Source organism: Aeromonas rivipollensis (genome assembly GCF_037811135.1).
Lineage (GTDB): Bacteria > Pseudomonadota > Gammaproteobacteria > Enterobacterales > Aeromonadaceae > Aeromonas > Aeromonas rivipollensis.
Map to the genome: position 1 here is coordinate 2,527,323 of NZ_CP149130.1, position 24,227 is coordinate 2,551,549.

Annotated in this window: 17 protein-coding genes; 5 read left to right on the forward strand and 12 right to left on the reverse strand. The window is 61.1% G+C overall.

The genetic code is table 11. The features are described 5' to 3' along the window. Window positions 1-27: 27 nt before the first annotated feature. The 5 genes from WIR04_RS11480 to WIR04_RS11500 all read right to left on the reverse strand — a co-directional run bounded on the left by WIR04_RS11480 (window position 28) and on the right by WIR04_RS11500 (window position 11,973). Window positions 28-3,828 carry an SIR2 family protein gene (locus tag WIR04_RS11480; protein WP_338886987.1) on the reverse strand — a complete coding sequence of 1,267 codons (3,801 nt, stop codon included), beginning with the start codon at window positions 3,826-3,828 and terminating at the stop codon, window positions 28-30. Window positions 3,829-4,086: 258 nt separating this feature from the next. Continuing rightward, on the reverse strand, window positions 4,087-5,676 hold the full coding sequence (gene guaA / locus WIR04_RS11485) for a glutamine-hydrolyzing GMP synthase (protein WP_338886989.1): 1,590 nt from the start codon (window positions 5,674-5,676) through the stop codon (window positions 4,087-4,089). An 83-nt stretch (window positions 5,677-5,759) separates the two neighbouring features. Next, a complete protein-coding gene (guaB, locus tag WIR04_RS11490; RefSeq protein ID WP_307764526.1) occupies window positions 5,760-7,223 on the reverse strand; it encodes an IMP dehydrogenase in 1,464 nt (487 codons plus the stop codon). 275 nt (window positions 7,224-7,498) lie between these two features. Next, the gene (locus WIR04_RS11495; protein WP_338886992.1) at window positions 7,499-8,134 is read right to left on the reverse strand and encodes a YitT family protein; all 636 of its coding nucleotides are present in this window, start codon (window positions 8,132-8,134) and stop codon (window positions 7,499-7,501) included. Window positions 8,135-8,763: 629 nt separating this feature from the next. Continuing rightward, on the reverse strand, window positions 8,764-11,973 hold the full coding sequence (locus tag WIR04_RS11500; protein ID WP_338886994.1) for an alpha-amylase family glycosyl hydrolase: 3,210 nt from the start codon (window positions 11,971-11,973) through the stop codon (window positions 8,764-8,766). A 432-nt stretch (window positions 11,974-12,405) separates the two neighbouring features. On the opposite strand from WIR04_RS11500, the gene WIR04_RS11505 reads away from it, so the two are divergent. The 5 genes from WIR04_RS11505 to xseA all read left to right on the forward strand — a co-directional run bounded on the left by WIR04_RS11505 (window position 12,406) and on the right by xseA (window position 17,007). Continuing rightward, window positions 12,406-13,173, forward strand: coding sequence for an energy transducer TonB (locus WIR04_RS11505; RefSeq protein WP_338886996.1), 768 nt, complete (start codon window positions 12,406-12,408; stop codon window positions 13,171-13,173). Window positions 13,174-13,176: 3 nt separating this feature from the next. Continuing rightward, window positions 13,177-13,932 carry a MotA/TolQ/ExbB proton channel family protein gene (locus tag WIR04_RS11510; protein WP_338886998.1) on the forward strand — a complete coding sequence of 252 codons (756 nt, stop codon included), beginning with the start codon at window positions 13,177-13,179 and terminating at the stop codon, window positions 13,930-13,932. Then, on the forward strand, window positions 13,932-14,354 hold the full coding sequence (locus tag WIR04_RS11515) for a biopolymer transporter ExbD (protein ID WP_338887000.1): 423 nt from the start codon (window positions 13,932-13,934) through the stop codon (window positions 14,352-14,354). The genes WIR04_RS11510 and WIR04_RS11515 overlap by 1 nt, the downstream gene beginning before the upstream one ends. Before the next feature lie 212 nt (window positions 14,355-14,566). After that, window positions 14,567-15,481, forward strand: coding sequence for a DMT family transporter (locus WIR04_RS11520; RefSeq protein ID WP_338887002.1), 915 nt, complete (start codon window positions 14,567-14,569; stop codon window positions 15,479-15,481). A gap of 161 nt (window positions 15,482-15,642) precedes the next feature. After that, window positions 15,643-17,007 carry an exodeoxyribonuclease VII large subunit gene (xseA, locus tag WIR04_RS11525; RefSeq protein WP_338887004.1) on the forward strand — a complete coding sequence of 455 codons (1,365 nt, stop codon included), beginning with the start codon at window positions 15,643-15,645 and terminating at the stop codon, window positions 17,005-17,007. Window positions 17,008-17,064: 57 nt separating this feature from the next. On the opposite strand, the gene hutW is transcribed toward xseA, so the two are convergent. From hutW to phhA, 7 genes are all read right to left on the reverse strand, one after another. Next, complete coding sequence (gene hutW / locus WIR04_RS11530; RefSeq protein WP_338887006.1) at window positions 17,065-18,438, reverse strand: heme anaerobic degradation radical SAM methyltransferase ChuW/HutW; 1,374 nt, start codon at window positions 18,436-18,438, stop codon at window positions 17,065-17,067. A gap of 252 nt (window positions 18,439-18,690) precedes the next feature. Beyond that, a complete protein-coding gene (locus WIR04_RS11535) occupies window positions 18,691-19,179 on the reverse strand; it encodes an OmpA family protein (RefSeq protein ID WP_338887008.1) in 489 nt (162 codons plus the stop codon). Between the two features lie 34 nt (window positions 19,180-19,213). Then, entirely contained in the window at window positions 19,214-20,455 is a 1,242-nt protein-coding gene (locus tag WIR04_RS11540; protein ID WP_338887010.1) for a diguanylate cyclase domain-containing protein, read from the reverse strand. Further along, window positions 20,452-21,000, reverse strand: coding sequence for a YfiR family protein (locus WIR04_RS11545; RefSeq protein ID WP_193353995.1), 549 nt, complete (start codon window positions 20,998-21,000; stop codon window positions 20,452-20,454). The genes WIR04_RS11540 and WIR04_RS11545 overlap by 4 nt, the downstream gene beginning before the upstream one ends. Window positions 21,001-21,195: 195 nt before the next feature. Beyond that, window positions 21,196-22,743 carry a transcriptional regulator TyrR gene (gene tyrR, locus WIR04_RS11550; protein ID WP_025326785.1) on the reverse strand — a complete coding sequence of 516 codons (1,548 nt, stop codon included), beginning with the start codon at window positions 22,741-22,743 and terminating at the stop codon, window positions 21,196-21,198. 140 nt (window positions 22,744-22,883) lie between these two features. Then, window positions 22,884-23,222 carry a 4a-hydroxytetrahydrobiopterin dehydratase gene (locus WIR04_RS11555; RefSeq protein ID WP_205641615.1) on the reverse strand — a complete coding sequence of 113 codons (339 nt, stop codon included), beginning with the start codon at window positions 23,220-23,222 and terminating at the stop codon, window positions 22,884-22,886. Window positions 23,223-23,262: 40 nt separating this feature from the next. Then, window positions 23,263-24,057, reverse strand: coding sequence for a phenylalanine 4-monooxygenase (gene phhA / locus WIR04_RS11560; protein WP_338887017.1), 795 nt, complete (start codon window positions 24,055-24,057; stop codon window positions 23,263-23,265). Window positions 24,058-24,227 lie beyond the last annotated feature (170 nt).

Below are 24,227 nucleotides of genomic sequence, written 5' to 3' on the forward strand. Positions count from 1 at the left end.
GATTTTTTACTCATGGGAACCCTCGATTTAGCTTATTTCAACAAGGTCGACAAGACGTAAATAACGTGGATCTGATGTTAGATCAGGTTTGGTTTCTGCAATCAGTGTTAGCATCTTTGGTAATTCGTATGGCGGACGGGTAAGAGTCTGGGGCATTACTCTGTCTATCAAATCCAATGCCACTTCAGGAAATAGCATCGTAAGCGGCTCTTTATCACTGATCTCTCGGGTAAATCGATAGAATGGGTGGTCATTTGTCTCCACCGGCACCAAGAATTTCTTCACCACTTCGTATACAGCGGGGAAATTCTCACCGGTATCATCAAGTAGTCCAATCCAGGCCCTCATAGAGACAGAAGTTCTATATCGGCGCTCTCTCGGCCAGCACTCATCTATTAATGGGATGACGTGTTTAATCCAGCCACATTCATTTTTCTTCCCAACCAAACTTAACCAATAGATGAAGCGATTTCGACTATCGTCAGACATAGTTCGAAGTACCATCCGCATTTCGTGTCTTGAAAGACCACATGCCTCATCTGGATGAAATACCCTCATGAAACCCAACCATTGAGCCGCGACCTCAGAAAAATCACTCTCCCAAGAAAATTTTTCGATCCACGGGATGAGGTTAAGCAGGAGCGGCTTGATAATCTCGGTCAATGGCCCCAAAGGCACATCTCTATGAAGAAAACCATTCCAAGCCGGCTCCGAAGCAGGATGTTCGAAAGCCAACATTGGAAGAAGACATTCCTTTGTCCAGGTGGGATCGATGAACATGATCCAATTCAGCTTGCTACACGCTATCGACACTGCATGATCCGCCCCTTCACCTTGGGCCGAAAACAGGCGCTCGACACGGGATTTGATATTGTCCGGTATGAGTGATCCCGCTTCCTGTTTCTCCCTTGGCACGGCATGGAAAAGGGCCTCAACACACATGCCAACTGGGCCATTGATCGCATGGTTGAATGTACGCCGAGACTGCTGAATTATTTTCCCACCTCGGCTAACCTCACCAAGACCGCTTTTCATGACATCTGCTCCACCGTTCAAGATGCCATCGGCGATATGATCGTATACAGTCCAGCCAAGAGCATCATCAAACTCAAGAAGCATGACCAAGTTCTTTTCGAGCCATTGGCCCAAGGTATGATGTAACTTGGCGATAACAGTTTGTGGGAGTCGCACTAATCGGTTCAGGAAGACCCGTCTCAATCTGGGCGTAATGTCTGCGGGAAGTTCATTGATCATGGCCGACCAAAAAACCTCTGGGTAATCGTCAGCCTTTCCTGCATTCGTCAGCGCAGATAGCGCTTTTCGCGGATTAGCTTTCACTAGGCCAGTGAAGGGCCGCTTCTCGGTAAAACTACCAAAGTCCCGTTTCAAGTCTTCCTTTGCCTTGGAGATAACTTCTTTTATGGGAAGTTCTAAGATTGAATCCGGTTTTTCATCAGTCCTCACCCAACCCGTATAAGAGCCGTATTTGGTGATCATCGAGGCAGCCCAAGCATCATTCCACCCCAAAATGTCTCTGGTAATCTCAGCCAGCCGCTCACTACGATCTACCGTCAGTTCACAACCTTGTAGTTCCAGATACCGAGCGTATCTTGCGGCGAATTCATCCCGAAGTATTGGATAGTCCTCATCCGATAAGTGGGGTCGCTTGTCACATCCAGTCAAAATACGGTCAATAATTTTATTCTGATTGTCCTGAGAAAACTCTCTCCACCTGTCTACAAGTAAGAAAAGAAGCTCTCGGGAAATGTCCATGTCCCAAAATGCTTCTTGGTCTAGAGATAATATTTCTTCAGCAACATAGTTAGCCTCAAAGACATTTACTTTACTAAATGCATATAATTTTAATTTTCGGAAAAAGAATTTATCTGTAGCAGACCATGTCGTTACATACGCATTCGCCAATTCTGGCCACTTAGCAGCTAATCGATCAAAAAGCTGGACGAACCAAATCACAACCTCCACGGCTTTCGTGATGTAATTTTTTCCATCGACCTGACGATCCGGATAGCAGGTCGGTATCTGAAAGTAGGATGTACCTATATCCCTTAGCAATCCTGATGAGATAATTAATTGCTCTACTAGGATGCTAAAAACTTGCGGCAGGACATCATCGGGAACATCAATATCTTCGTTATGCCGCTCAAGGAATACGACCTCATAGTGACCTAAATCACCAAAATTAATATTCTCCCAAGATTCTGTCGGGGGTTTGTAAAGACCGAGCCCAAAGGGGGACTTGATCTCCACACGTGGTGTAGAAGCCCTCCGGAAATCTCGTAGAACACTAGGTACCCATCCCTCAATTTTTATTCTTCTTTGCAGATCAAACCAGTCACCATTCCACTGACGATTTCGAGGATCACTGTGGTATTCCAAGATGATATTCCAAATATGCCTAGCTCGCGGATGGAGTGTATCTGAACGCTCTATCTGCCATTCAAATCTTTGAAGTAGCTGTGGATGAAGCCCGTTCAATTTAATAGCCCACCAAGCAATCACGGGGCTGTCTATAGAATCACCTAACCAAGTGATGAGGTGACCAAGCCTCTTCGGGATAGTTTCAAAACTACCGGCCAATCGATGACAATCACGTGGATAATCATCACCATCACGCCAGGCAAGAATATTATCGTTGCTGATACCTTGTCTGCGGTCATCTCCGGGTATTGCTCTTAGATCATCATCAAGCCCGTAGGCGAGCAGGGGGTCAAAAAACTCATCATCCTCACAGCCTTCACCTTTAGGTCTAGCGAGTCGAACATTTGCATCCATCACACAAATCCATTCAGGATGAGGTTTCGGTTCAACCTCCGAAAATAACCTCGCGCCCTGCACTGTACGAAGAACATGAGCGACCTGACCACGTTCATGTGGTGTTAACTCTTTCGGGTCTTTCTGGCTCATCGCGATAACTGATGCCCGCCACTTACGTGGATCATCGGCACGTTCTGCCCAACCAGAGAAAGTTTTCCAGAGATGGGGATAATCTTCATAGGCTATGGCGGTAACCCCTCTATCACGCCACTTTGCCTCTATATCTTCTGCTCGACCTTTATCAAAAGCATAGAGTCTGGAGCGATCGAACTGACCATCATGATTTAATCCCTGCAGCAGATACTTCACGGGCGGGTCTTCAGCCTGATAACCCACTAATACCACGGTGAAGTGCTCGAGCAGGGTGCGCATAAAATTAGTTGCCCAAGCTTCCGAGAGATAAGCCCGCCCAAAATCGGCACTACTCAATACATAGTCATGTAGCTCGGACCCAATATCCGCTAAACGCCCATGCAAATAGGTAATACCGTCAAGAGATGCTCCCAAGGAGATATTGGGAAAGGCTGGCGGAACATGACAGGTTAAGCGATGATCACCCAGTTCAAAGAGACGATCAAAGTTGGTAGTGACAATCTGTGGAATACCAGGCTGACGTGACGATATCCGCTTGATTAACTCATGCTCCCTACCCTGCGTTGCCGTACCATTAGAGGCTTGCAGTCGCTCCGTAACCAGAGCATTCACTTCCTCTCTGCCATATTCCTGATGTAACAGGTTGAAAATTTGATCCAATGGCGTCTTGATGCCTGGTTTTTCACCAAGATGGTCATCAATCCATGGCTGGAAAGCCTGCATGATCCCGGAATCGGGTGTGGGGTCGAAAAAATCGACAACATATCGTGTTAATTCAACAAAGTCGGGCATTTTTGATGGGATAGAAACCCCCGCACCGCACAAAAATACCACTCTGCCAGAATCACACCGCTCAAGAAGAAGATCTGGAATGGATGGGCCGTCGGCAAAAAATCTCATATGCAGCAATACCTCTGAGTGTCAGGGGATTCAAAAGGTCATTCCTAATTTGTCCTAACCCGACAGCGAGTTAATGAGGCACGACCCAACCATCGACAGATAGTACCAATTCGGGTCCACCAAAATAACCCTGAACTCTGAAGCAAGAGCCCTATTTTTATGCAGAATTTGTAACGCAAACGATTGGAAAAAGAAAAGACGCCTCAAGGGCGTCTTTTTGACAGTTTTGCGTTATCGGCAGGGATAGGCGTTAGCCGCTTATTCCCATTCGATAGTGGCGGGCGGCTTACCGGAGACGTCGTACACCACGCGGGAGATACCGTTGATCTCGTTGATGATGCGATTCGACACGTGACCCAGGAAGTCGTATGGCAGGTGGGCCCAGTGGGCGGTCATGAAGTCGATGGTCTCGACGGCGCGCAGGGCAATGACCCAGTCGTACTTGCGGCCATCGCCCATGACGCCGACGGAGCGCACCGGCAGGAAGACGGCGAACGCCTGGCTGACCTGGTTGTAGAGGTCGGCCTTGCGCAGCTCTTCGATGAAGATGGCGTCAGCCTTGCGCAGCAGATCGCAGTACTCTTTCTTCACTTCGCCGAGCACCCGCACACCCAGACCCGGACCCGGGAAGGGGTGACGGTAGAGCATGTCGTAGGGCAGGCCGAGCTCCAGACCGACACGGCGCACTTCGTCCTTGAACAACTCGCGCAGCGGCTCGACCAGACCCATCTTCATCTCTTCCGGCAGGCCGCCGACGTTGTGGTGAGACTTGATGACGTGGGCCTTGCCGGTCTTGCTGGCAGCGGACTCGATGACGTCCGGGTAGATGGTGCCCTGGGCCAGCCACTTGGCGTTTTCCAGTTTTTTCGCTTCGTCGTCAAACACTTCGACGAAGACGCGGCCTATGGTCTTGCGCTTGGCTTCCGGCTCGTCGATACCCGAAAGGGCAGAGAGGAAGCGCTCTTCGGCATCGACCTTGATGATCTTGAGGCCGAAGTGATCGCCAAACATCTCCATGACCTGGGTGCCTTCGTTCAGGCGCAGCAGGCCGTTGTCGACGAAGACGCAAGTGAGGCGATCGCCAATGGCGCGGTGCACCAGCATGGCGACCACGGAGGAGTCCACGCCGCCGGAGAGGCCCAGGATCACTTCGTCGTCACCCACCTGCTCGCGGATGCGGGCGACGGCGTCGTCGATGATGGTGGCCGGGGTCCAGAGGCATTCACAGCCGCAGATCTCCTTGACGAAGTGCTCCAGCATACGGGCACCCTGACGGGTGTGGGTCACTTCCGGGTGGAACTGCACGCCGTAGAAGCGACGGGCCTCATCGGCCATGGCCGCATGGGGGCAGGTCGCGGTCTGGGCGATGGTGGTGAAGCCGGCCGGGATCTCGGTGACCTTGTCGCCGTGGCTCATCCAGACGTCCAGCAGGGCGTGGCCGTTCTCGGCGATGGCGTCTTCGATGTTGCGCAAGAGGGCGCTGGTCTTGCCGGAGTGGCCCAGCACTTCGACCTGGGCATAACCGAATTCACGCAGGGTGGAGGATTGCACCTTGCCGCCCAGCTGCTCGGCCATGGTCTGCATGCCATAGCAGATGCCGAACACCGGCACGCCGGCGTTGAAGACATACTCGGGCGCGCGCGGGCTGCCAGCCTCGGTCACGGATTCCGGGCCGCCGGAGAGGATGATGCCGCTCGGATTGAATTCGCGGATCTGCTCTTCGGTTACATCCCAGGCCCACAGCTCGCAGTAGACGCCGATTTCACGGACACGACGGGCGATGAGCTGGGTGTACTGGGAACCGAAATCCAGGATGAGGATACGGTGGGCGTGGATATCTTTAGTCATTTTATTCCTGCATCAGGCTGATGTTGTCACAAAAAGCACGGGATAAAAAAAAGGTGGAGAAACGGGGCCAGAGCCCCGTTTCATCAGCCCATCCGGTAGTTGGGGGCTTCTTTGGTGATGGTCACGTCATGGACGTGGGACTCTTTCATCCCGGCGCCCGAGATGCGCACGAACTCGGCCTTGGTGCGCATGTCGTCGATGGTGGCGCAACCGGTCAAGCCCATGGAGGAGCGCAGGCCGCCCATCTGCTGGTGGATGATCTCTTTGAGGCGGCCCTTGTACGGCACGCGACCTTCGATACCTTCCGGTACCAGCTTGTCGGCGGCGTTGTCGGTCTGGAAGTAGCGATCACTGGAGCCCTTGGACATGGCGCCGAGGGACCCCATGCCGCGGTAGGACTTGAAGGAGCGACCCTGATAGAGCTCGATCTCGCCCGGTGCCTCTTCGGTACCGGCAAACATGGAGCCCACCATGACGCAGCTTGCGCCCGCGGCGATGGCCTTGGCCACGTCGCCGGAGAAGCGGATGCCGCCATCGGCAATCACGGGCACGCCGGTGCCTTCCAGGGCGTCGACGGCGTCGGAGATGGCGGTGATCTGGGGCACGCCGACACCGGTCACGATACGGGTAGTACAGATGGAGCCCGGGCCTATGCCGACCTTGACGGCATTGACGCCGGCGGCGACCAGCGCCTTGGCGCCCGCGGCGGTCGCCACATTGCCACCGATGATTTGCAGCTCAGGATAGGCGTCGCGGGTCGCCTTGATGCGATCCAGCACGCCCTGGGAGTGGCCATGGGAGGAGTCGATCAGCAGCACGTCCACACCGGCTTCCACCAGGGCGGCGACGCGCTCTTCGTTACCGGCACCGGCACCGACGGCAGCACCGACACGCAGACGGCCGCGCTCATCTTTACAGGCGTTCGGCTTGCGCTCGGCTTTCTGGAAGTCTTTGACGGTGATCATGCCCTTGAGTTTGAAATCGGCGTTGACCACCAGCACCTTCTCGATACGGTGCTTCTGCATCAGGGCAACCACCTCTTCACGAGGAGCCCCTTCACGCACGGTGACCAGACGATCCTTCTGGGTCATGATCTGTTCAACGGTCTGGGAGAGATCGATCACGAAGCGCACGTCGCGGCCGGTGATGATACCGACCAGCAGGTTCCCCTCGGTCACCACAGGATAACCGGCGAAACCGTTCTTGTGGCTCAGCTCCTTGACCTGGGCGATGGTCATGTCAGGGCGTACTGTGACGGGGTCGGAGACCACGCCGCTCTCGTACTTCTTGACCTTGCGCACTTCGGCAGCCTGCTGCTCGATGGACATGTTCTTGTGAATGAAGCCGATACCGCCTTCCTGGGCCAGTGCGATAGCCAGACGGGCTTCGGTCACTGTGTCCATGGCAGCGGAAATCATCGGGATATTCAGGGAGATAGCAGACGTGAGCTTGGTACGCAGGTCGGCGGTATTCGGAAGAACAGTGGAGTGTGCTGGAACCAACAGTACATCGTCGAAGGTCAGCGCTTCTTTGGCAATCCTGAGCATGGCAATATCTCACCGTTGAGGAGTGGGGGTGTAAAATATTGCCGACAAATTTTACTCATGCATTGGTCACTGGTAAAGAAGTTTTTTGAATTTTTTATGGTGTAGCCCGGTTTAACGCCGCCAACGGGGCAAAAAACCAATAAATTCAGGCGTAACCATGCCTTTTTTCGCGACAAGATGATCTTTTTTGACGTTGGCAGCCACATGCCCGCCAGGCACCCCTCGGGTCGCTTTTTAACAATTCCCCTCCCCCGCGCCCCTCCCGGATCCGCCACTCAGCCCCCCTGATAGCGACCGGGTTTGTGCCAGTTCATCAGCATGGCGTTCATGGCGAGCGCGCTCAGGGTGGACCAGAGCAGCAGGGAGAGCGGCAGGGTGAGCAGGGAGAGCGCAAACACCAGCACATCCAGCACCATCTGACTCTTTCCTGCGTTGATGCCGGTGCGCCTTTGCAACCAGAGCGTCACCACGCCGATCCCCCCCACGGAGGCGTTGTGGCGAGCCAGGGACAAGACCCCCATGCCGAGGAAAGTCCCCCCCACCAGGGCCGAGAACAGGGGGTGGACATAGCTCACCGTCAACAGCAGCGGCACCCCCTGGGTGGCGGCCGAGAGCGCCACATTGACCACCAGCGTCTTGACCATGAAGCCCCGCCCCATGGTGACGTAGCCAAACACCAGGAAGGGCAAATTGGCCAGGAAGAAGAGCACCCCTATGGGCAGGCTGCTGACGTGGGCGAGCAGCAGGGCTATGCCCGCTATGCCGCCGGTGATCATGCCGGCGCACTTGAGCAGATTGAGGCCGACCGCGATGAACATGACCCCGAGGATCATGCCGTAGACGTCGTCCTTGAGGGTGTGGGCCAGCCCCTTGTCCGCAGAGAGTGGCTGCATGGTCATTTCACCTTCCATATGACTCCTTAACACGAATTGATTGTGGCGTCCCTTGCCCGAAAACCAGGCTGTTCCGGCACGGATGGCGGTGGCGCATTCACCCCGCTGGCACCCGCCCCCGGCCTTGCGGCCCCCTGCCCCTGATGTCGCCATCATAGGCATGACAAGTCACAGCAAAAAGAGCGCCAATCAAAACAAGAGTCCGAGATACCATCAAAAATCGAATTTAAATTCCGTTCAGCCATCAAAAAACAGATGGAACATGCCAATACAAGGATAGACCCTCATGCTGGATCAGCATCTTTACCCAATTAACCCAAAAACATGTCGTGGTCCTTTCTAATAAATTCGTTTATTCGGTTGATCATGCCGATAAAATGTCACTTTACAGCATGAATGATGACCATCATGTGGGGGCACGGGGGCGATACGGCATCTTTCTGTGGGATTGGGCCCAAGGGCAAACAACAAGGAAATGCACCATATCAGGGCATGCGCACCAAAAGCGTGCACCCTGAAGCCAGGCGCTTACCTCGCCCGACACGACCCGGGTGGGGGGCACCCGCCCTCATCCCCCGCTTCATGCCTCGGCGCCATAAAAAAGCCGGCCCGAAGGCCGACTCGCTGCACAGAATCACAGGGGTTCCTTATTTGAGGTACTTGCCGTCCACCCCCACCTTGCCGGGGCCGTTCAGCACCCAGACCCGGGCCGAGTAGGCGGGCACCGCAAAGCTCAGGTTGCCGTTGCTGACGCTGACCGTGGTACCGGTCACCGCGTCAGTGTAGGTGCCGTTTTTCAGGCCGCTCAGGCTTATCTGCTGGGCCGAGTTGGCCGCGAGGCCCACGGCGGCATAGCTGCCTTGAGCGCTCAGGTCACGCACGAAGCTGATGCCGCTCCCCCACTCGTTCACCTGGCTCATGGGCGCCTTCTGCAGGGCGGGCACCGCCTTGCGGATCTGGTTCAGGCGCTTGATGTGCTGATAAAGCGGGTGGCTCGGGGTGGCCGGATTGTCCAGCACATTCCCAAAGTAGGCTCGGCCGGTCTGATCCACCGTCATGGTGGCGCCGTCGATGTCCTGGGGCTTGCCGGCCTGGAACATCACCTCCTCCCCGTAGTAGAGGGTCGGGATGCCACGGGCTGTCCAGAGCAGGTTGTAGGTCATGGCCGCATTGCCCTCTTCCCCGCCGTAGCGGTACTTGAAGTCATTGTCCGGCCCCACGTCGTGGTTCTGGAAGAAGGTGATGAGCTTGGTGGCATCCCCATAGACCCAGTCCATGGCGAAGATCCCCCCCACTCCGCCAAAGCTCCCCTTGGTGACGTTGTCACGGAAGGTGGAGAAGAGGGAGAAGTCCAGCACCGAGAGACCCGAATCTCCGCCAGCGCGAGGGTTGGCCGGGTTCGCCGTGGTGCGGGTGTACCACCAGGGACGGATCACCGCTGAGGCGTTGTCGTTGGCGAGTTCGGATCCCCAGCCGGTGCCCTTCACCAGGTTCTCGCCGAACACGAACAGCCCCGGCTTGTGGGCCTGCCAGTCGTGCACATAGGTCAGCAGTTCGTCCCGCTCTATGTGCTTGAGGGTGTCGATGCGGATGGCATCCACCCCCATGTCGAGGTACTGACGAATGGCGCCGTTGAGGTAATCCTTGACGTTCTGGTTGCCGGTGGCGAGATCGATGCAGTCCCCCGCCATATGCTTGCGCTGCAGGGCGAGCGGGTTTTCCCAGTCGCCGCCGGACATGAAACCGTCCAGGTGATACCAGCTGGGATCCAGGGTCTGGGCATCGATGCCGAAGAAGCGGTTTGGATTGTAGCCTGCACTCGGCACGCTGGCCCCTGTCTTGGGATCGATCAGGGGCTGGGTGCCGGCCGGATCGGACTGGCAGCGGGCCTTGTACCAGTCGGGGGCCGCCGGGTTGTCGTCGTCACAACGGTTGGCGCTGGCGTAGTCCCCGAGGTTGCCCTGATAGGGGCCGTTGTTGATGAGCCCCTGACTCGACCCCGCCGGCACGTAGTACTTGACCGGCAGGCGGTCGATCCAGGTCTTGCCCCGCAGTCCGTACTGGCTGGAGTGGTTGATCACCACGTCCTGGATCACCTTGATCCCCTTGGCGTGGGCCGCCTGGATGAACTCCCGGTAGCCCGCCCCCGGCGACTCCAGACGGGGATCGACCCGGTAGAAGTCGTAGGCGTGATAGCCGTGATAGTCGAGGCCGGAGCGGTTCTCCACCGGCGGCGTCACCCAGATGGCGGTGAAACCGAGATCCTTGATGTAGTCGAGCTTCTCGATGAGCCCCTTGAAGTCGCCACGCCAGTGGGGATCCCCCGCCTTGTAGCGGTCCCGGTTGTAGTAGTTGTTGCTCCCGTCCCCATCGTAGAAGCGGGCGGTCAGCAGGAAATAGATGCTCTCGCCACGAAAATCGCCCCCCGCCACTGGGGTCTCGCCAATCTGATAGCTGAAGCTCTGCTCCCGTTGATTGCCGGTCCCATCGACACTCAGTGTCTTGATCACCAGATCGGTGCCGCTGCCCTTGTCGCTGGCGAGAATGGCCTGGCCGGCGTAGCGGGGGGACGCCGTGGTGGGCTGGCTGCCGTCCGTGGTGAAATGGACCCTGGGGGCACTGTCGTTATCGTCGCTCACCCCCAGGGTGATGGACTGCGCTTCTGCATAACTGCCCGGGGCCGGGGTGGCGGTCACAGTGGGCGCCTGATTGTCGGCGCCAGCCAGGGGGGCCACCGCCAGCGTCTTGTCCTGGCTATCGAAGCAGATGTGGTAACTGGTGTCGGCGCTCACCTTGTAGTCCTGGGCCGGGTAGGCTTCAGTCCAGTCCCCCTTGCGATCAATCTTGAAGCGGGGATTGCTGCTGCCAAAGGCCTGCTCGGTGCAGAAGGTCACTCCGTCCTCGCTGGTCATGGCGGTCAGGCCCCAGTTGTTGGGGGTACCGCGGAAATACCAGCTGCCGCCGGTCTGGGGGGCGGCCACCACCAGGCTCACGCTGCTGCTGCTCTTGGCCCCCTGATCATCGGTGACCGTCAGGCCATAGGTGAAGGTGCCCGCCTGAGCAGTACTGATGCTGATGCTCTCCGTGGTCTCGCCGCTGCTCCACAGATAGCTGGCAATCTGGCCATCGGGATCCGTGGAGTCGCTGCCGCTCAGGGTGAGCGCATCCCCCACAGCGGCATTGAGGGTGCCGCCCGGGGTGATGACAGCGATGGGCGGCTGGTTGTCGTCCCCGAGCGGCGTGATGCTGTAGGCCTGGGTCTCGTCATTGACCTGGAAGCGCACCATTCCCGTGCCGCTCCAGAGGATATCGCCGCCGCTGCGCTCCAGCACACCATCGGCGTTGCTGTCGCCGAAGTTGATGGCCCAGTCCCCCGCCTGATCGAATTTGAGCCGCTGGTTGGCCTTGCCATCCATGTAGGCCTCGGCCTGCCACAGGTGGTCGGCCACCAGCGTCATGGGCAGGCTGGCCCAGCCATTGAAGGTGCCGCGCACCTGAAGCTGCGGCAGCGTCCTGGCAAACCCCGAGGCCTCGCAACTCGTCACCGCCGTGGTGGTGATGGCCTGGGTGCCGGCATTGATGCGGATCTGATAGTGGGTATTGGCAGTGACCGTGTAGTCGGCGGTCGGGTAGCTCTGCTGCCAGTTGCCGTATCGGTCGATTTTAAAACGCGGGCCGCCGCTGGCGTCCCCGCCCAGGAAGAACTGACAGGTGTCATAATTGACCCCATCGGTCGACACCATGGCGGTCGCCGCCCAACCATTCGCGGTACCCCGGAAGAACCACTCCGCCGCCGCCCCGCAGGGCGCCGTGATCAGGGTTCCCAACAATCCGGCCGCGAGTATCCATCTAGCCATTGATAGTCCTTTATTTTCATTGTTTTGTGTGTTACGCCGGTGTGCCCCGGCATTCCCCATCCGCTACAGTCCCGCCTTCGAATGAGCCACGCCAGTCTAGGGTGTGCCCTGGCCGATTTATGGCCAATGCGTATGAAATGTGACCTGAATCGCCCCACCGATAATACATATGTGATTGATAGCGCTTTCATTTCTGCTTAGGCCGCGGGCCAGGATGAAGCCCGGCGCCTGCCACTGGCATCCCACCTCTTTATCACGCCCTTGTCGGGGGCCCGAAGAGCCTGGGTGATGACGGAGCGATTAAAACGCGATTGATAATGTTTCTTGTTTGCGAGCTATCCGATGGCGCATGCTGGGCGCCAAGGCCCCGATCCGGGGCCAATTCCATGGGCATTTGAGTACGAATATGACGACCAGCAAGGAGGCAGGCTGATGGATGCCTGCGCAATGAGGCCGACCCACAACCGCGACCCGCAGGCATTGGGCGCTGTTCACCTTGCCTGCCTGACCGTCGCCCTTGTCTTGCACCTCGCCCTCCTGTGGCTGATGCAAGGCAGCCGCCCCGCCCCCGTCACGCCGCCCGAACCCATTACCCTCTCTGCCCGCTGGGCCGGGGAGTCGAACCAGCATGACGCGCCGGGCAAACCGGCGGCGCCCGCGCCCACCCCGGCGCAGCCGAAGGTCGTCAAGCCGCCCGTGCCCGTTTCCCATAAACAGCTCAAGCCGGTGGTCAGGAGACCCGCGCCCAGACCGGTGCCCAAGGCACCGCCAGCGCCCGTGGTCAAACCTGTCGCCAGGGCCCAGCCGGTGACGGCACCGGCGGCCCCAGCCGCACCGCTGACCGCGGCCAATCCCTTGAGTCGCGGCAGCAACAGTGCCCCGGCCAAGACGAGCCAGAGCGGGACAGGCGGGGGCAGCAGCGCCCCCATCGCCCGGGACGCCAGATTGAACAACCCCGAGCCCCCCTACCCCCCGGAGTCACGTAGACGGGGAGAAGAGGGACGGGTGGTATTGAAGGTCCGTGTCAGCAAAGAGGGCACGGCGGAGTCGGTGGAGGTCGAGCGCAGCAGCGGTCATCGGCGCCTGGACATGGTTGCCCGCAAGACGGTCAGCCGCTGGCGTTTCATTCCGGCCAGGCAGAATGACAACGCCGTCGCAGCCTGGGCCGGGGTCACCATTATTTTCAAGTTAGGGGCATAAGCCATGAATCCGGAAATCGAAACAAGCGGCATGGGCATGGCTCATCTGCTCAGCCAAAACACTGGGGTGGGCCTGGTCCCGCTGATCTTGCTGGTCCTGATGTCGCTCGGTACCTGTTACTACGGGCTGCTCAAGCTCTGGCTTGACCATAGCGAGCAGCGCCAAAACGCCCGCTTCCTGGGTGAGTTCTGGCAGCATGAGAGCGTGCAGGCGATGGCGAACCAGCTCGCCCAGACGCCCCCCCGGGAAGCCTGCGCCAGGATAACGGGGGCGGCGCTGACGGCGGTTGCCCAGATTGAGCGATCCCAGGGACGGGCCGCCTCCCTCACACTGAGCTCCCCCGACGAATTCTTGCTGCGCGCCCTGCGCCAGGCCATCAGCGCCGAGCGTCTTCGCCTCGAGCAGGGGCTGACCTTCCTCGCCTCCGTCGGCTCGGCGGCTCCCTTCATCGGGCTCTTTGGCACCGTCTGGGGCATCTATCACGCCTTGCTGGCCATAGGAGCGGCGGGCCAGAGCAGCCTGGACAAGGTGGCAGGCCCGGTCGGGGAGGCCCTCATCATGACCGGCTTCGGCCTCGCCGTCGCCCTGCCGGCAGTGCTCGTCTACAACCTCTTCGTGCGGCGCAATCGCCTCAAGCTGGCCGCCCTCGACGAGTTTGCCTATGACCTCTTCGCCCTGCTGGTGACCGGCGTCGAACAGACCAGCACCAGGGTGACGCCGCTGGCCGCCGTCGACAGCACCAGACAGGGGAAGATGTAATGGCCTTTGGCAAACTCCCCGGTGACTCGGACGATCAGCCGCTGTCCGAGATCAACATGATCCCCATGATAGATGTCATGCTGGTGCTGCTCATCGTCTTCATGATCACGGCCCCCCTGCTCACCAACGCGGTCAAGCTCGAGCTGCCCGAGGCCAGCAGCCAGGTCCATCAACCCAGGCAAAAAGATGTGGTGCTCTCCATCGACGGCGCCGGCAAGATCTACTGGAACGACCAGGCCGTCGATGAGCAGACCCTGCTCACTCGGATGAGCGAGGCTGGCGAAACCAGGCCCGAGATCCCCGAAATACAGCTGCGCATCGACAAGGGGGTCGAGTACGGCCTCATCGCCAGGGTCATGGCCCAGGCCTCCCGGCACGGGCTGCACAAGATTGCCTTCGTGAGTCAGCCGGAAAACGACTGAGGCTGGCCAGGGGGCCAGCACCAGATGATCGAGATGAGCCAGCCACACGGACTGATCCCAAGATGGGGACTGGACGGCCGGCGCCACCGGGCATCGGATGATGCCTGGTTCATTGCCCCCATTCCCCGGTTGCCAAGAGAGGGACACCCCCGCATGATGCGGACTCTGCATTCAGGGTCCCGGGCGCAAGCCCCTCATTTCAAGGAGAGAAGATGAGAACATCGGATTACGTGCGGCTGCTGGTGCTGGCGGCCATCTGGGGCGCCAGCTTCCTGTTCATGCGCATAGCGGCGCCCGCCTTTGGCTCGGTCAACACCACCTTCCTGCGGGTCTTCTTCGCCCTGGTCGGGCTCGCCGTCATGCTGTTGCTGCTGCGCACCCCCATGCAGTTCCAGGGCAAGCTCAAGTCCGCCATGGTGCTCGGCATCATCAACTCGGGCGTGCCCTTCCTGATGTACGCCATCGCCGCTCTCTGGCTGCCCGCCGGCTACTCGGCCATCCTGAACGCCACCACCCCGCTGATGGGGGCACTGATCGGCTTCTCCTTCTTCAACGAGACGCTGACCTTGCGCAAGTGGAGCGGCGTCATGCTGGGCCTGATGGGCATAGCCCTCATCACCACCACGGGAGAGGTGAACCTGACCGGCAATCTCGTCACCGGCGTGCTGGCCTGCCTCATCGCCACCGCCTGCTATGGCTGCGCCGGTTTCCTGACCCGGCGCTGGATCAGCGAGCGAGGCGGCCTCGATGCCAAGCTGGTGGCCTTTGGCAGCCAGCTCGGCGCCTGCCTCTTCCTGCTCCCCTTCTTCGGTTACACCCTGGTGACAGGCCCCGCCGTCAACTGGGCCCTCCCCGAGGTGTGGGCCAGCGTGCTGGCGGTCGGCTTCATCTGCACCGCCCTCGCCTATCTGATCTACTTCAGGCTGATCGCCGATATCGGGCCCCTGCGCTCCCTGACGGTCACCTTCCTGATCCCGCCCTTTGGCATCTTGTGGGGCTATCTGGTGCTGGGCGAAACCCTCACCAGCGGTTTCGTGGCGGGCGGCGCCATCGTCTGTCTCGCGGTCTGGCTGGTGGTGAGCCCGAGCAGGGCCGCCAAACCGGCCAAGGCGCAGCCACAGGGCTGAATGCCATCTGCCGGGCCCCGTGGCTCGGCAGATGGCACTGGCAGACTGAAGCCAGGCGCCGCTGCGGCCACAGACACGGACTCGGCGGATGGGCTGAACTGGGGTAAGATGTGGCCCATCGTTTTCTCCCCGCTCCGGCGGACACAGCAGCAGGGCCAGCCTTGAACCACCTCGACGAATCTAGCCAGAGCAGGCAACAACAGATCTTCACCGTCACCCGCCTCAACAGCGCCGTGCGCATGATACTGGAGCAGGATCTGGGGCTGGTGTGGCTGACGGGGGAGCTCTCCAACCTGGCGATGCCAAGCTCGGGCCACTGGTACTTCTCCCTCAAGGACATCTCGGCCCAGGTGCGCTGCGCCATGTTCAAGGGCAACAACCGTCGGGTGCCGTTCCGGCCGCAAGATGGCATGCAGGTACTGGTGCAGGCGCGGGTCTCCCTTTATGAGCCCCGCGGTGACTACCAGCTCATCATCGAATCCATGCAGCCCGCCGGGGACGGCATGCTGGCCCTGCGCTTCGAGGAGCTCAAGCGCCGCCTCGGCGCCGAAGGGCTGTTCGACGAGGGCCGCAAGCGCCCGTTGCCTCGCGAGCCCCGCGCCGTGGGGCTGGTCACCTCGGCCACCGGCGCCGCCCTGCACGACATGCTGACGGTGCTTGGGCGCCGGGCGCCAGACCTGCCGGTCTTCATCTACCCGACCCAGGTGCAGGGCAGCGCCGCCATCGCCCAGATTGTCGCGGCCATCACTCTTGCCAACCGCCGCGCCGAGGTGGATGTGCTCATCGTCGGTCGTGGCGGTGGCTCCCTTGAGGATCTCTGGTGCTTCAACGAGGAGGCGGTGGCCCGCGCCATCGCAGGCTCCGCCATTCCGGTGGTGAGCGCTGTGGGCCACGAGGTGGACGTCACCATCAGCGACTTCGCCGCCGACTTGCGCGCCCCCACCCCCTCCGCCGCCGCCGAGCTGGTGGCACCGGACCAGAGCGCCCGTGCCCAGCGCCTCGCCCACCTGCACCAGCGCATCGCCCAAGCCATGGCGCGGCGCCAGACCGCCGCCAGCCACCAATTTGCACTGCTGCAAAAGCGGCTCGACCATCAGGATCCCAAGCGCCGGCTGGAGCAACAATCCCAGCGCCTGGACGAGCTCGCCAACCGCTTGCAGCAACTGCTCAATCTGCGCCTGCACCAGGGGGAGCGGCGCCTGGCGAACCTCGAGCTGCGCCTGCAGGCCAGGAGCCCTTCAACGCTGCTGGCTGCCGGCAAGCGCCGTCACCAGCTGGCGGAAGAGCGGCTCCATACCCTGATGAACAAGCGCCAGGATCTGGCCGCCCACCGTCTCGCCATGCTGAGTGCGCGGCTCGACGGGGTGAGCCCGCTGGCCACCCTGGGGCGGGGTTACTCCATCACCCGCACGCCAAGTGGCGAGGTGATAAACCGCGCCGCCCAGGTGAGCCCGGGCCAGCAACTGGTCACCACGCTCGCAGAGGGGGATCTGCGGGTGCGGGTGGAGGAAGTGCACAACCAATAACGAAAGGGGGCCATCAAGCGGCCCCCTTTCGTTCCCTCCTTGTCTTGCCCCTGCCCGCTACACCGGCGAATGATGCCGGGCTCCGCCCGGATGAGCGGCGGGGGTTGCCGCCTCCCCTCCCAAGGGATTTGACTGCAGATATTCGAACAAGCCCGCCTGCAGATTGACGTTCCAGAAGCGCCCCGCCAGGGTCAGCGCCACTGTCTCCCCGGTCAGCTCGGCCAGGCCATGCTGCTGCCAGCGCTCAAAGAGCGGCAACAGATGCGCCCGCAAGGGGGACGGCAAGCGCCCGAGGGCAAGCCAGCCGGTATCGAGGCCACCGCGCAGCAGGCCGTCCATGGACGCGTTGGGATTGGGCCTCATCACCATGCCGGGGGCTCGCAGATCGGCGGCCAGCGCCTGGTGCCAGGCCCCTAGATCCCGGCCATACATCAGGCCGTGGCCATGAATGCTGCCCCCCGCCCCCGCCCCGAAGGGGAGGATCTCGGCGCCGCGCTTGGCCATCTGGTTGTAGCGGCTCTGCTCGGCCTCGCTTCGCCGCCAGTGGCTGCAGGAGAGGCGCTGCCACCCCCCCTGCTCCAGGGTGCGGGCGCCATAAGCATACATGGTTGCCCGCTGCTGGCCATCGGCGGACCAGCCGAGCCGACCCTTCTCCTGCGCCCGCTCCAGATTGGTGCCCTGCATGGCGATGAGCTGGTAGAGATCCACCCCGTGCACGCCGCTGGCCATCACGTCCACGATGTCCTGGCGCCACAGGGCCTCATCCTGCCCCGGCAAGCCGAAGATGAGATCCGCCACTATGACAGCGGCGTCATCCCGGGTCAGCTCCCCCAGCCGGGCGAGCAGTGTCTCCCTGTCGTCGAAACGGGCCGCCTGCTGGCGCACCTCTGTGTTGAAGCTCTGCACCCCGAACGAGAAGCGGTTGAAGCCCCCCGCCAGGGCCGTCTGCCACTTGTCCTCATCAAAGCCGTTGAGCCGCCCCTCCAGGGTCAGCTCCGCATCCGGGGTCAGGGGGAAGGCGCGAATGGCCCTGGCCAGTCGCCCCAGATCCGCCGCCGCCATGTCGGTCGGGGTGCCGCCCCCCACGTAAACGGCCGAGAAGGGCTTGCTCTGCGCGAGGGGCGTCTTCGCCGCCCGGCTCAGCTGGTCACACAGGGCCGCCATATAGCGGCTCATGCGCGCCGGGTTGGCGCCATTTTCGAAGAAGTTACAGAAGCTGCAGCGCTTGCGGCAGAAGGGTACATGGATGTAGAGCGCCCGCTCCTGGGCCTCGCTTGGTCGCTGCCACCAGGCTTGCCAGCCGGCGTCGTCCAGCGTCAGGGGACCTGCGCCGCCCCGGCTGGCATGGGCCGAGGTCTTGGCACCAAAGGCGAACTTCAAGGGATCCGGGGTGGCGAGCCCCGTCATGGTCGGGGTGAACTGTGGCGTCATCACTGGCAGGTTACCGTCTGGAAATAATGCAAATGATAACGAATATCAGTTGAGCTCTGTGTTGTGCTGGATCAAATCAGGGGTATTGAGAGGGCGTTATCTCTCTGCCTGAGTGCGCGAGAGCAGATCTAAAGCGGGAGGCGTGGCGGGAAGAGAGCCACTCTCCGGCGGGAGAGTGGTGGCACACACGCGGTCAGGCCAGAGGAAGGATCCCGGCGGCGGGATCAGGGCGCTGACGCTGGGCTGGGCAGATCAGCCGTTGTCTATGATGATGGCGACCCGGCGATTCTCCGCCCGTCCGGCGGCGGTGCCGTTATCGGCGATGGGTGCCTCTTCACCGCGCCCACGGATGTCCAGGTTGGCCGCGGGCATACCCACAGACGCCAGCACCTCGGCCACGGACTGGGCCCGTTTCAACGAGAGCTGCTCGTTGTAGGCCGCCTCGCCGTTGGAGTCGGTGTGACCGTCCACCCGAGCCCGGTTCAGCCCCACCTCAATCAGGGCCTTGCCCAAGGTTTCCACCACCTGGCGGGTGCCGGGATTGAGGGCTCCCACGTTGTTGGCAAAGAGCACCTTGTTGGAGATATCCAGGGTCCAGCCCTCGTCGGTCAGGTGAAAACCCTGCTCCTTGAGTGTGGCGATCTGCGCCTCGGTGAGGCCCTGGGGGGCGCTCTGGCAAGCCGCCAGCCCACCGAGCAAGAGCGTGAACAGGCCCATTCTCATCAGGTTGAAAAACGTCATCATTCTCGTCCTTTTATTATTTTCTATATCAAATTCAAGCGGTTGTCTTATGGTCTTTGGCTCCCTCCCTGCGTTGTCGTTTGGATTCATACATGGCACCGTCGGCGGCCTGCAACAGGGCATCGCCCGTCTCTCCCTGTTCGGGGTAGAGGGCGGAGCCGAGGCTCACCCCTATCCCCAGATGGCGGCCATCGCTCAAGACCACGGGGGTGGTCATCGCTTGCTGGATCCGCATCATCACCTCCTGTACCTCGCTCCCCTGATGCACAGGGGAGAGCAGGACCACAAACTCGTCCCCCCCGAGGCGACACACCAGATCCATGGGCCTGAGCTGATGCTGCACCCGCCGCGCCAGCGCGATGAGCACCTCGTCGCCTATGGCATGGCCCAGATTGTCATTGATCTGCTTGAAGCGATCACAGTCCAGATAGAGCAGGGCGAACCGCTCCTGCCGGGTGCGCCCGGCCTGGATGGCTTGCTCCAGCCGCGCCTCGAACAGCGCCCGGTTGGGTAATCCGGTGAGGGGATCATGGGTCGCCTGGTGCAGCAAGGTGGCGTTCTCCCGCTTCTGGTGAGCCTGCCAGGCCTCCAGCTCGTCGAGCAGTGAATTGAAGTCCACCCCGAGCTCGTGCAGCTCGGCGATATTGGCCGCCGGCACCCGCTGCTTGAGGGCCCGCTGGCGGCTGACGCTGTAGGCAACCTCGGTCAGGGCCTTGAGGGGGGCCGTGATGGAACGCTGCATCCGGCGCGCCACATAGAGCGCCCCCAGGATACTGAGCAGCAGGCACAGCAGGGTAGCCATAAGAGTCTGCAAAAGGAAGCGCAGCAGGTATTGCCCATGGCCGACCAGATGAACCCGGGCTATCTCCTTGTTTTCCCTCACCATGGGCAGCTCCACCGGCCCCGGCAGTATCTGGCGGGCCAGATGTTGCTCCAGAGTGGTCCAGGGGGTAGTAATGTCACGGCGCCAGCTCGCCAGCACCCGACCACCGGGCAGCAGAATGCTGGCGCTGGCCACGTCCTCCCGGGAGGTGATCGCCTCCAGGGCATCCTTGGCCGCATCCTGGTCATCGAACACCACGGCCGCTTCCGCGGTGTAACTGATGGCCCGTGCCACCAGCTTGAGGTTGTGATCCGCATAGAGACGCAGCGCCAGCAGCGCCGTGATGGTCAGGAAGAGGCCCGCCATGCAGACGGCGGTCAGGGAGATCATCATGTGGGTGCGCCCCAGACTCTGGCGCAGGGTGAGCCGGGGGCTGGCGTGATTGATGGTCATCGCGCCTCCTCATCCGCTCTGGCGAGCTTCAGCACGGCCGGGTGCACCCGCACGCCGCTGCGGGCCAGTGCATCCAGGTTGACCCGAAAACGGATCCTCTCTTTGCCGGCCTGCAGGCAGAACACTGCATCGGCGATGCACTCGCGGCTCTGCTCGCTGATGCTGAGGATGGCGTATCCCCGCAGACGCTCGAACAGGGAGAGCCGCTGCTCGGGGGTCAGCACCCCCAGATAGATCACATCGCAGCGCTGGATCAGCGCCTCGTCGTCGACCTCGTAGCGATGCACATCGACCGGGCGGCCATTGGCCTGCTGGCTGATGGTGAGCAGCGACGCCGCATATTCCGTGGGCGCGGCCACGCAGAGCCGCAATTTGGCAGGCTCGCTGGGCCAGCGGGTGTAGCTCAGGATATCGAGCACGGTTTGCCGCACCAGCTCGCTGCGCACTTCTGCCGAGGTCGCCGGGGCCGCCTCGCAGGCCAGCCCCCAGAGGCAGCACAGGGGCGTCAGCCACGCCAGGATCCGAAAGGAGGAGAAAAACTGCATGATGCCCGCGCTTATACCCACGTCGGTACCTGGGAGGGCCGACGCCCATGGAGGGAGTGCCAGAGAGGTGTCGCATCGAGCTTATCAGCCGCCAGGCGGCTGCCTATCCGTACTGGCATCGGCTGCGTCAGCGGCCGACGCAGCGAGGGCAACGCCACAGACCAGGACGGGCACCCCGGGGGCACGCCTGCGGGATTACTTTTTGCCAATCCCATATTCACGCAGCTTGTTGGCGATGGCGGTGTGGGAGACCCCGAGCCGCTTGGCCAACTGGCGGGTAGAGGGGAAGGCCGGGTAGAGCCGCTCCAGCAGCCGGCTCTCGAAGCGCTTCACCGCCTCGTCGAGCCCGCCCTCGAACCACTCGTCGATAAGGGGCATGGCGTCGGCCGCCACCGGCAGATCCACGTGCTCGGGGCCTATTTCGTCCCCTTCCAGCAACGTCATGGCCCGGTAGAGGCAGTTGCGCAGCTGGCGCACGTTGCCGGGCCAGCGGTAGGCGGTCAGGTATTCGGCCATGTTGCGGGTAAAGCGCGGACGCGGACGCTGCAACTCGCTCGCGAAACGGGAGACGAACTGCTGGGCCAGGGCCATGATGTCCGCCTTGCGCTCGCGCAGGGGGGGCAGCGCCAGACTCAGCACATTGAGGCGGTAGTAGAGGTCTTCCCGGAACTTGCCTTCGTGCACCAGATCCAGCAACTGCTTCTGGGTGGTGCAGATGAAGCGCACATTGACCCTCACCTCCTGCTCGTCCCCGACCCGGCGGAAGACGCCGTCTTGCAGCACCCGCAGGAACTTGGTCTGCAGATGGGGGGACATGTCGCCTATCTCGTCCAGCATCAGGGTGCCGCCGCTCGCCAGCTCCAGCACACCGCGCTTGCCCTCGGTGTTGTTGCCAAAGGCGCCGGGGGCGTAACCAAACAGCTCGCTCTCGGCCACGTTGTCCGGCATGGCGGCGCAGTTCAGCGCCATGAAGGGGTGACTGGAGCGCAGGCTGGCGCCGTGACAGGCGCGGGCCAGCAACTCCTTGCCGGTGCCGGTCTCCCCCACGATGAGCAAGGGGGCATCCTGCATCGCGAGCTTGGCGGCCTGGGCCAGCACCTCCTTCATCTTCTGGCTCTCGGCCTGCAGGTGCTCGAAGCCCCCCACTTCCACCGCGTGCAGCGCGCTGAAGTGCATGCCGACCCGGCGGGCGGATTTGAGCACCACCACGGCGCCGGCCAGGGCCTGTTTGCCCTTCTCCTCGGCCACAAACAGCGGCATCAGATCGCCGAGGTACTCCTCGCCGCCGAGGCTGAGTTTGCAGGTCTGGGGTTTGATCTCACTCGCCTCCAGCCAGCGGGCGAAGGAGAAGCCCTTGACCAGGGATGCCAGCGCCAACCCGCGCACCTCTTCCGGCGGCAGCGCCAGCGTGGTGAGGGCGGCCTGGTTGGCCTGGGTCACCCGCCCCTTGCTGTCGAGGGAGAAGACCAGATCCGGCAGCGCCTTGAGCAGGGCCTCTATCTCGTGATGCTCTCGCTCGGAGGGCATGTAGGGGATGGTCTTGACGTCATAGACGCCGGGGATGCGGCGGATCTCCGGCATCAGGTGCTGGAAGTCGCGAAACTCCAGCTCGGGGAAATTGAGATAGATGATGCCTGAGGTATCGATTTCGATGCCGCGCAGATCGATGTTGTGCTCCACCAGTCGGTCGAGCAGTTCCCGGGTCAGGCCCAGACGGTCTTCACAGCTGACTTCAAGACGCATTCGGCACACACTTCCTAGCTAACATTCTGAATAGCCGGATGATACAGACTCGATCCCGCCAGTGCGAGCGCTCCCCCATAAAAATGCGGGCCCGCCCCGCTTTCACCGGGCAGGCCCTGTTTCTCCGCGTCAAGCCGCGGTTACTTCATCAACTCGTCGGTGCGTGCCGCCATGATGAAATCGTTGCGATGTAACCCTCCTATCTTGTGGGTCCACCAGCTCACTGTCACCTTCCCCCACTCGGTCAGGATCGCCGGGTGATGGAACTCGGCCTCCGCCAGCTCGCCCAACCGGTTGGTGAAGGCCAGCGCCTCCTTGAAGTTGCGAAAGGCAAATTCGCGCCTCAGTTGCAGCTCGCCGTTCACCACCAGAGGCTGCCAATCGGGGATGGCGTGCATCAGCTCGCTCAGCTCCTGCTCGGTCACCCTGGGGGCATCGGCGCGGCACGCTTCGCACCGTTGGTTTGCCAGTTCAGACATTCGGGACTCCTTTCATCGATGAAATGGGTTGAAAACGGGTTCAGCTCGCCTGCCGGCCAGGGGCCGGGGCAAAGCGGGGCGGACGCAGGCCGAGGCGACGGGCCTCGGCCACCGCCGCCATGATCTCCTGTGGCCCCAGGCGATAGAGGCAATCCAGGCTTGGCAGCACGAAATAGACGGGCTGCATGATGTCGATGCGATAAGGGGTACGCAGCACCTCCAGCAGATCGAAGGGTTGCAGCACCGGCTTGCCGGAAAGGGCATAGGCGGTCTCGCCGATGGAGGAGAGGATGCCGCCACCGTAGATGCGCAGCCCCTCCCCCTCCTGCACCAGGCCAAACTCCACGGTGAACCAGTAGAGCCGCGCCAGATAGACCCGCTCCTCCTTGCTGGCGTTCAGCCCGAGCTGGCCATAGAGGTGGGTGAAGTGGGCAAAGGCGGGGTTGGTCAGCATGGCGCAGTGGCCGAAGATCTCGTGGAAGATGTCGGGCTCTTGCAGGTAGTCGAGCTCGTCCCGGCGGCGGATGAAGGTCGCCACCGGAAACTGGCGATCCGCCAGCAAGGCGAAGAAGCGATCGAAGGAGATGAGCGCCGGCACGGCGGCCACCGACCAGCCGGTGGTGGGGGTCAGGGCGGCGTTGATCTCCCCCAGCTGCGGGATGCGATCCCGGGGCAGTGCCAGCCTCTCCAGCCCCGCCCTGTATGCATCGCAGGCCTTGCCATCGAGCGCCGCGAGCTGGCGCGCGATCAGGATCTGCCAGGTCCCCTGCTCCTCCTCCGAGTAGTGGATGATGCCCTGATCGTCCGGTTGGTGTGCTGTGTAGCTACTTGCCATGATCCCTGCCATCTTCGGCCCCTAAAGGCCCCTTGTCGTTGCTCTTCAGGATCACTGTAACGGCTTGCCCATCAAAAAAGCAGCCGACCCCGAGGTCGGCTGCCTGCCACAGATGTAAATAATTTGTGACATCTCGATATGCTTTCCCGGGGCGCTATCGTGGTTGAGGC

Excerpts from the sequence above, each read along its gene's own strand:
- WIR04_RS11480 (WP_338886987.1), bottom strand. The coding sequence starts at position 3,828 with ATGAGATTTTTTGCCGACGGCCCATCCATTCCAGATCTTCTTCTTGAG.
- guaA (WP_338886989.1), bottom strand. The coding sequence starts at position 5,676 with ATGACTAAAGATATCCACGCCCACCGTATCCTCATCCTGGATTTCGGT.
- guaB (WP_307764526.1), bottom strand. The coding sequence starts at position 7,223 with ATGCTCAGGATTGCCAAAGAAGCGCTGACCTTCGACGATGTACTGTTG.
- WIR04_RS11495 (WP_338886992.1), bottom strand. The coding sequence starts at position 8,134 with ATGGAAGGTGAAATGACCATGCAGCCACTCTCTGCGGACAAGGGGCTG.
- WIR04_RS11500 (WP_338886994.1), bottom strand. The coding sequence starts at position 11,973 with ATGGCTAGATGGATACTCGCGGCCGGATTGTTGGGAACCCTGATCACG.
- WIR04_RS11505 (WP_338886996.1), top strand. The coding sequence starts at position 12,406 with ATGGATGCCTGCGCAATGAGGCCGACCCACAACCGCGACCCGCAGGCA.
- WIR04_RS11510 (WP_338886998.1), top strand. The coding sequence starts at position 13,177 with ATGAATCCGGAAATCGAAACAAGCGGCATGGGCATGGCTCATCTGCTC.
- WIR04_RS11515 (WP_338887000.1), top strand. The coding sequence starts at position 13,932 with ATGGCCTTTGGCAAACTCCCCGGTGACTCGGACGATCAGCCGCTGTCC.
- WIR04_RS11520 (WP_338887002.1), top strand. The coding sequence starts at position 14,567 with ATGAGAACATCGGATTACGTGCGGCTGCTGGTGCTGGCGGCCATCTGG.
- hutW (WP_338887006.1), bottom strand. The coding sequence starts at position 18,438 with ATGACGCCACAGTTCACCCCGACCATGACGGGGCTCGCCACCCCGGAT.
- WIR04_RS11535 (WP_338887008.1), bottom strand. The coding sequence starts at position 19,179 with ATGACGTTTTTCAACCTGATGAGAATGGGCCTGTTCACGCTCTTGCTC.
- WIR04_RS11540 (WP_338887010.1), bottom strand. The coding sequence starts at position 20,455 with ATGACCATCAATCACGCCAGCCCCCGGCTCACCCTGCGCCAGAGTCTG.
- WIR04_RS11545 (WP_193353995.1), bottom strand. The coding sequence starts at position 21,000 with ATGCAGTTTTTCTCCTCCTTTCGGATCCTGGCGTGGCTGACGCCCCTG.
- tyrR (WP_025326785.1), bottom strand. The coding sequence starts at position 22,743 with ATGCGTCTTGAAGTCAGCTGTGAAGACCGTCTGGGCCTGACCCGGGAA.
- WIR04_RS11555 (WP_205641615.1), bottom strand. The coding sequence starts at position 23,222 with ATGTCTGAACTGGCAAACCAACGGTGCGAAGCGTGCCGCGCCGATGCC.
- phhA (WP_338887017.1), bottom strand. The coding sequence starts at position 24,057 with ATGGCAAGTAGCTACACAGCACACCAACCGGACGATCAGGGCATCATC.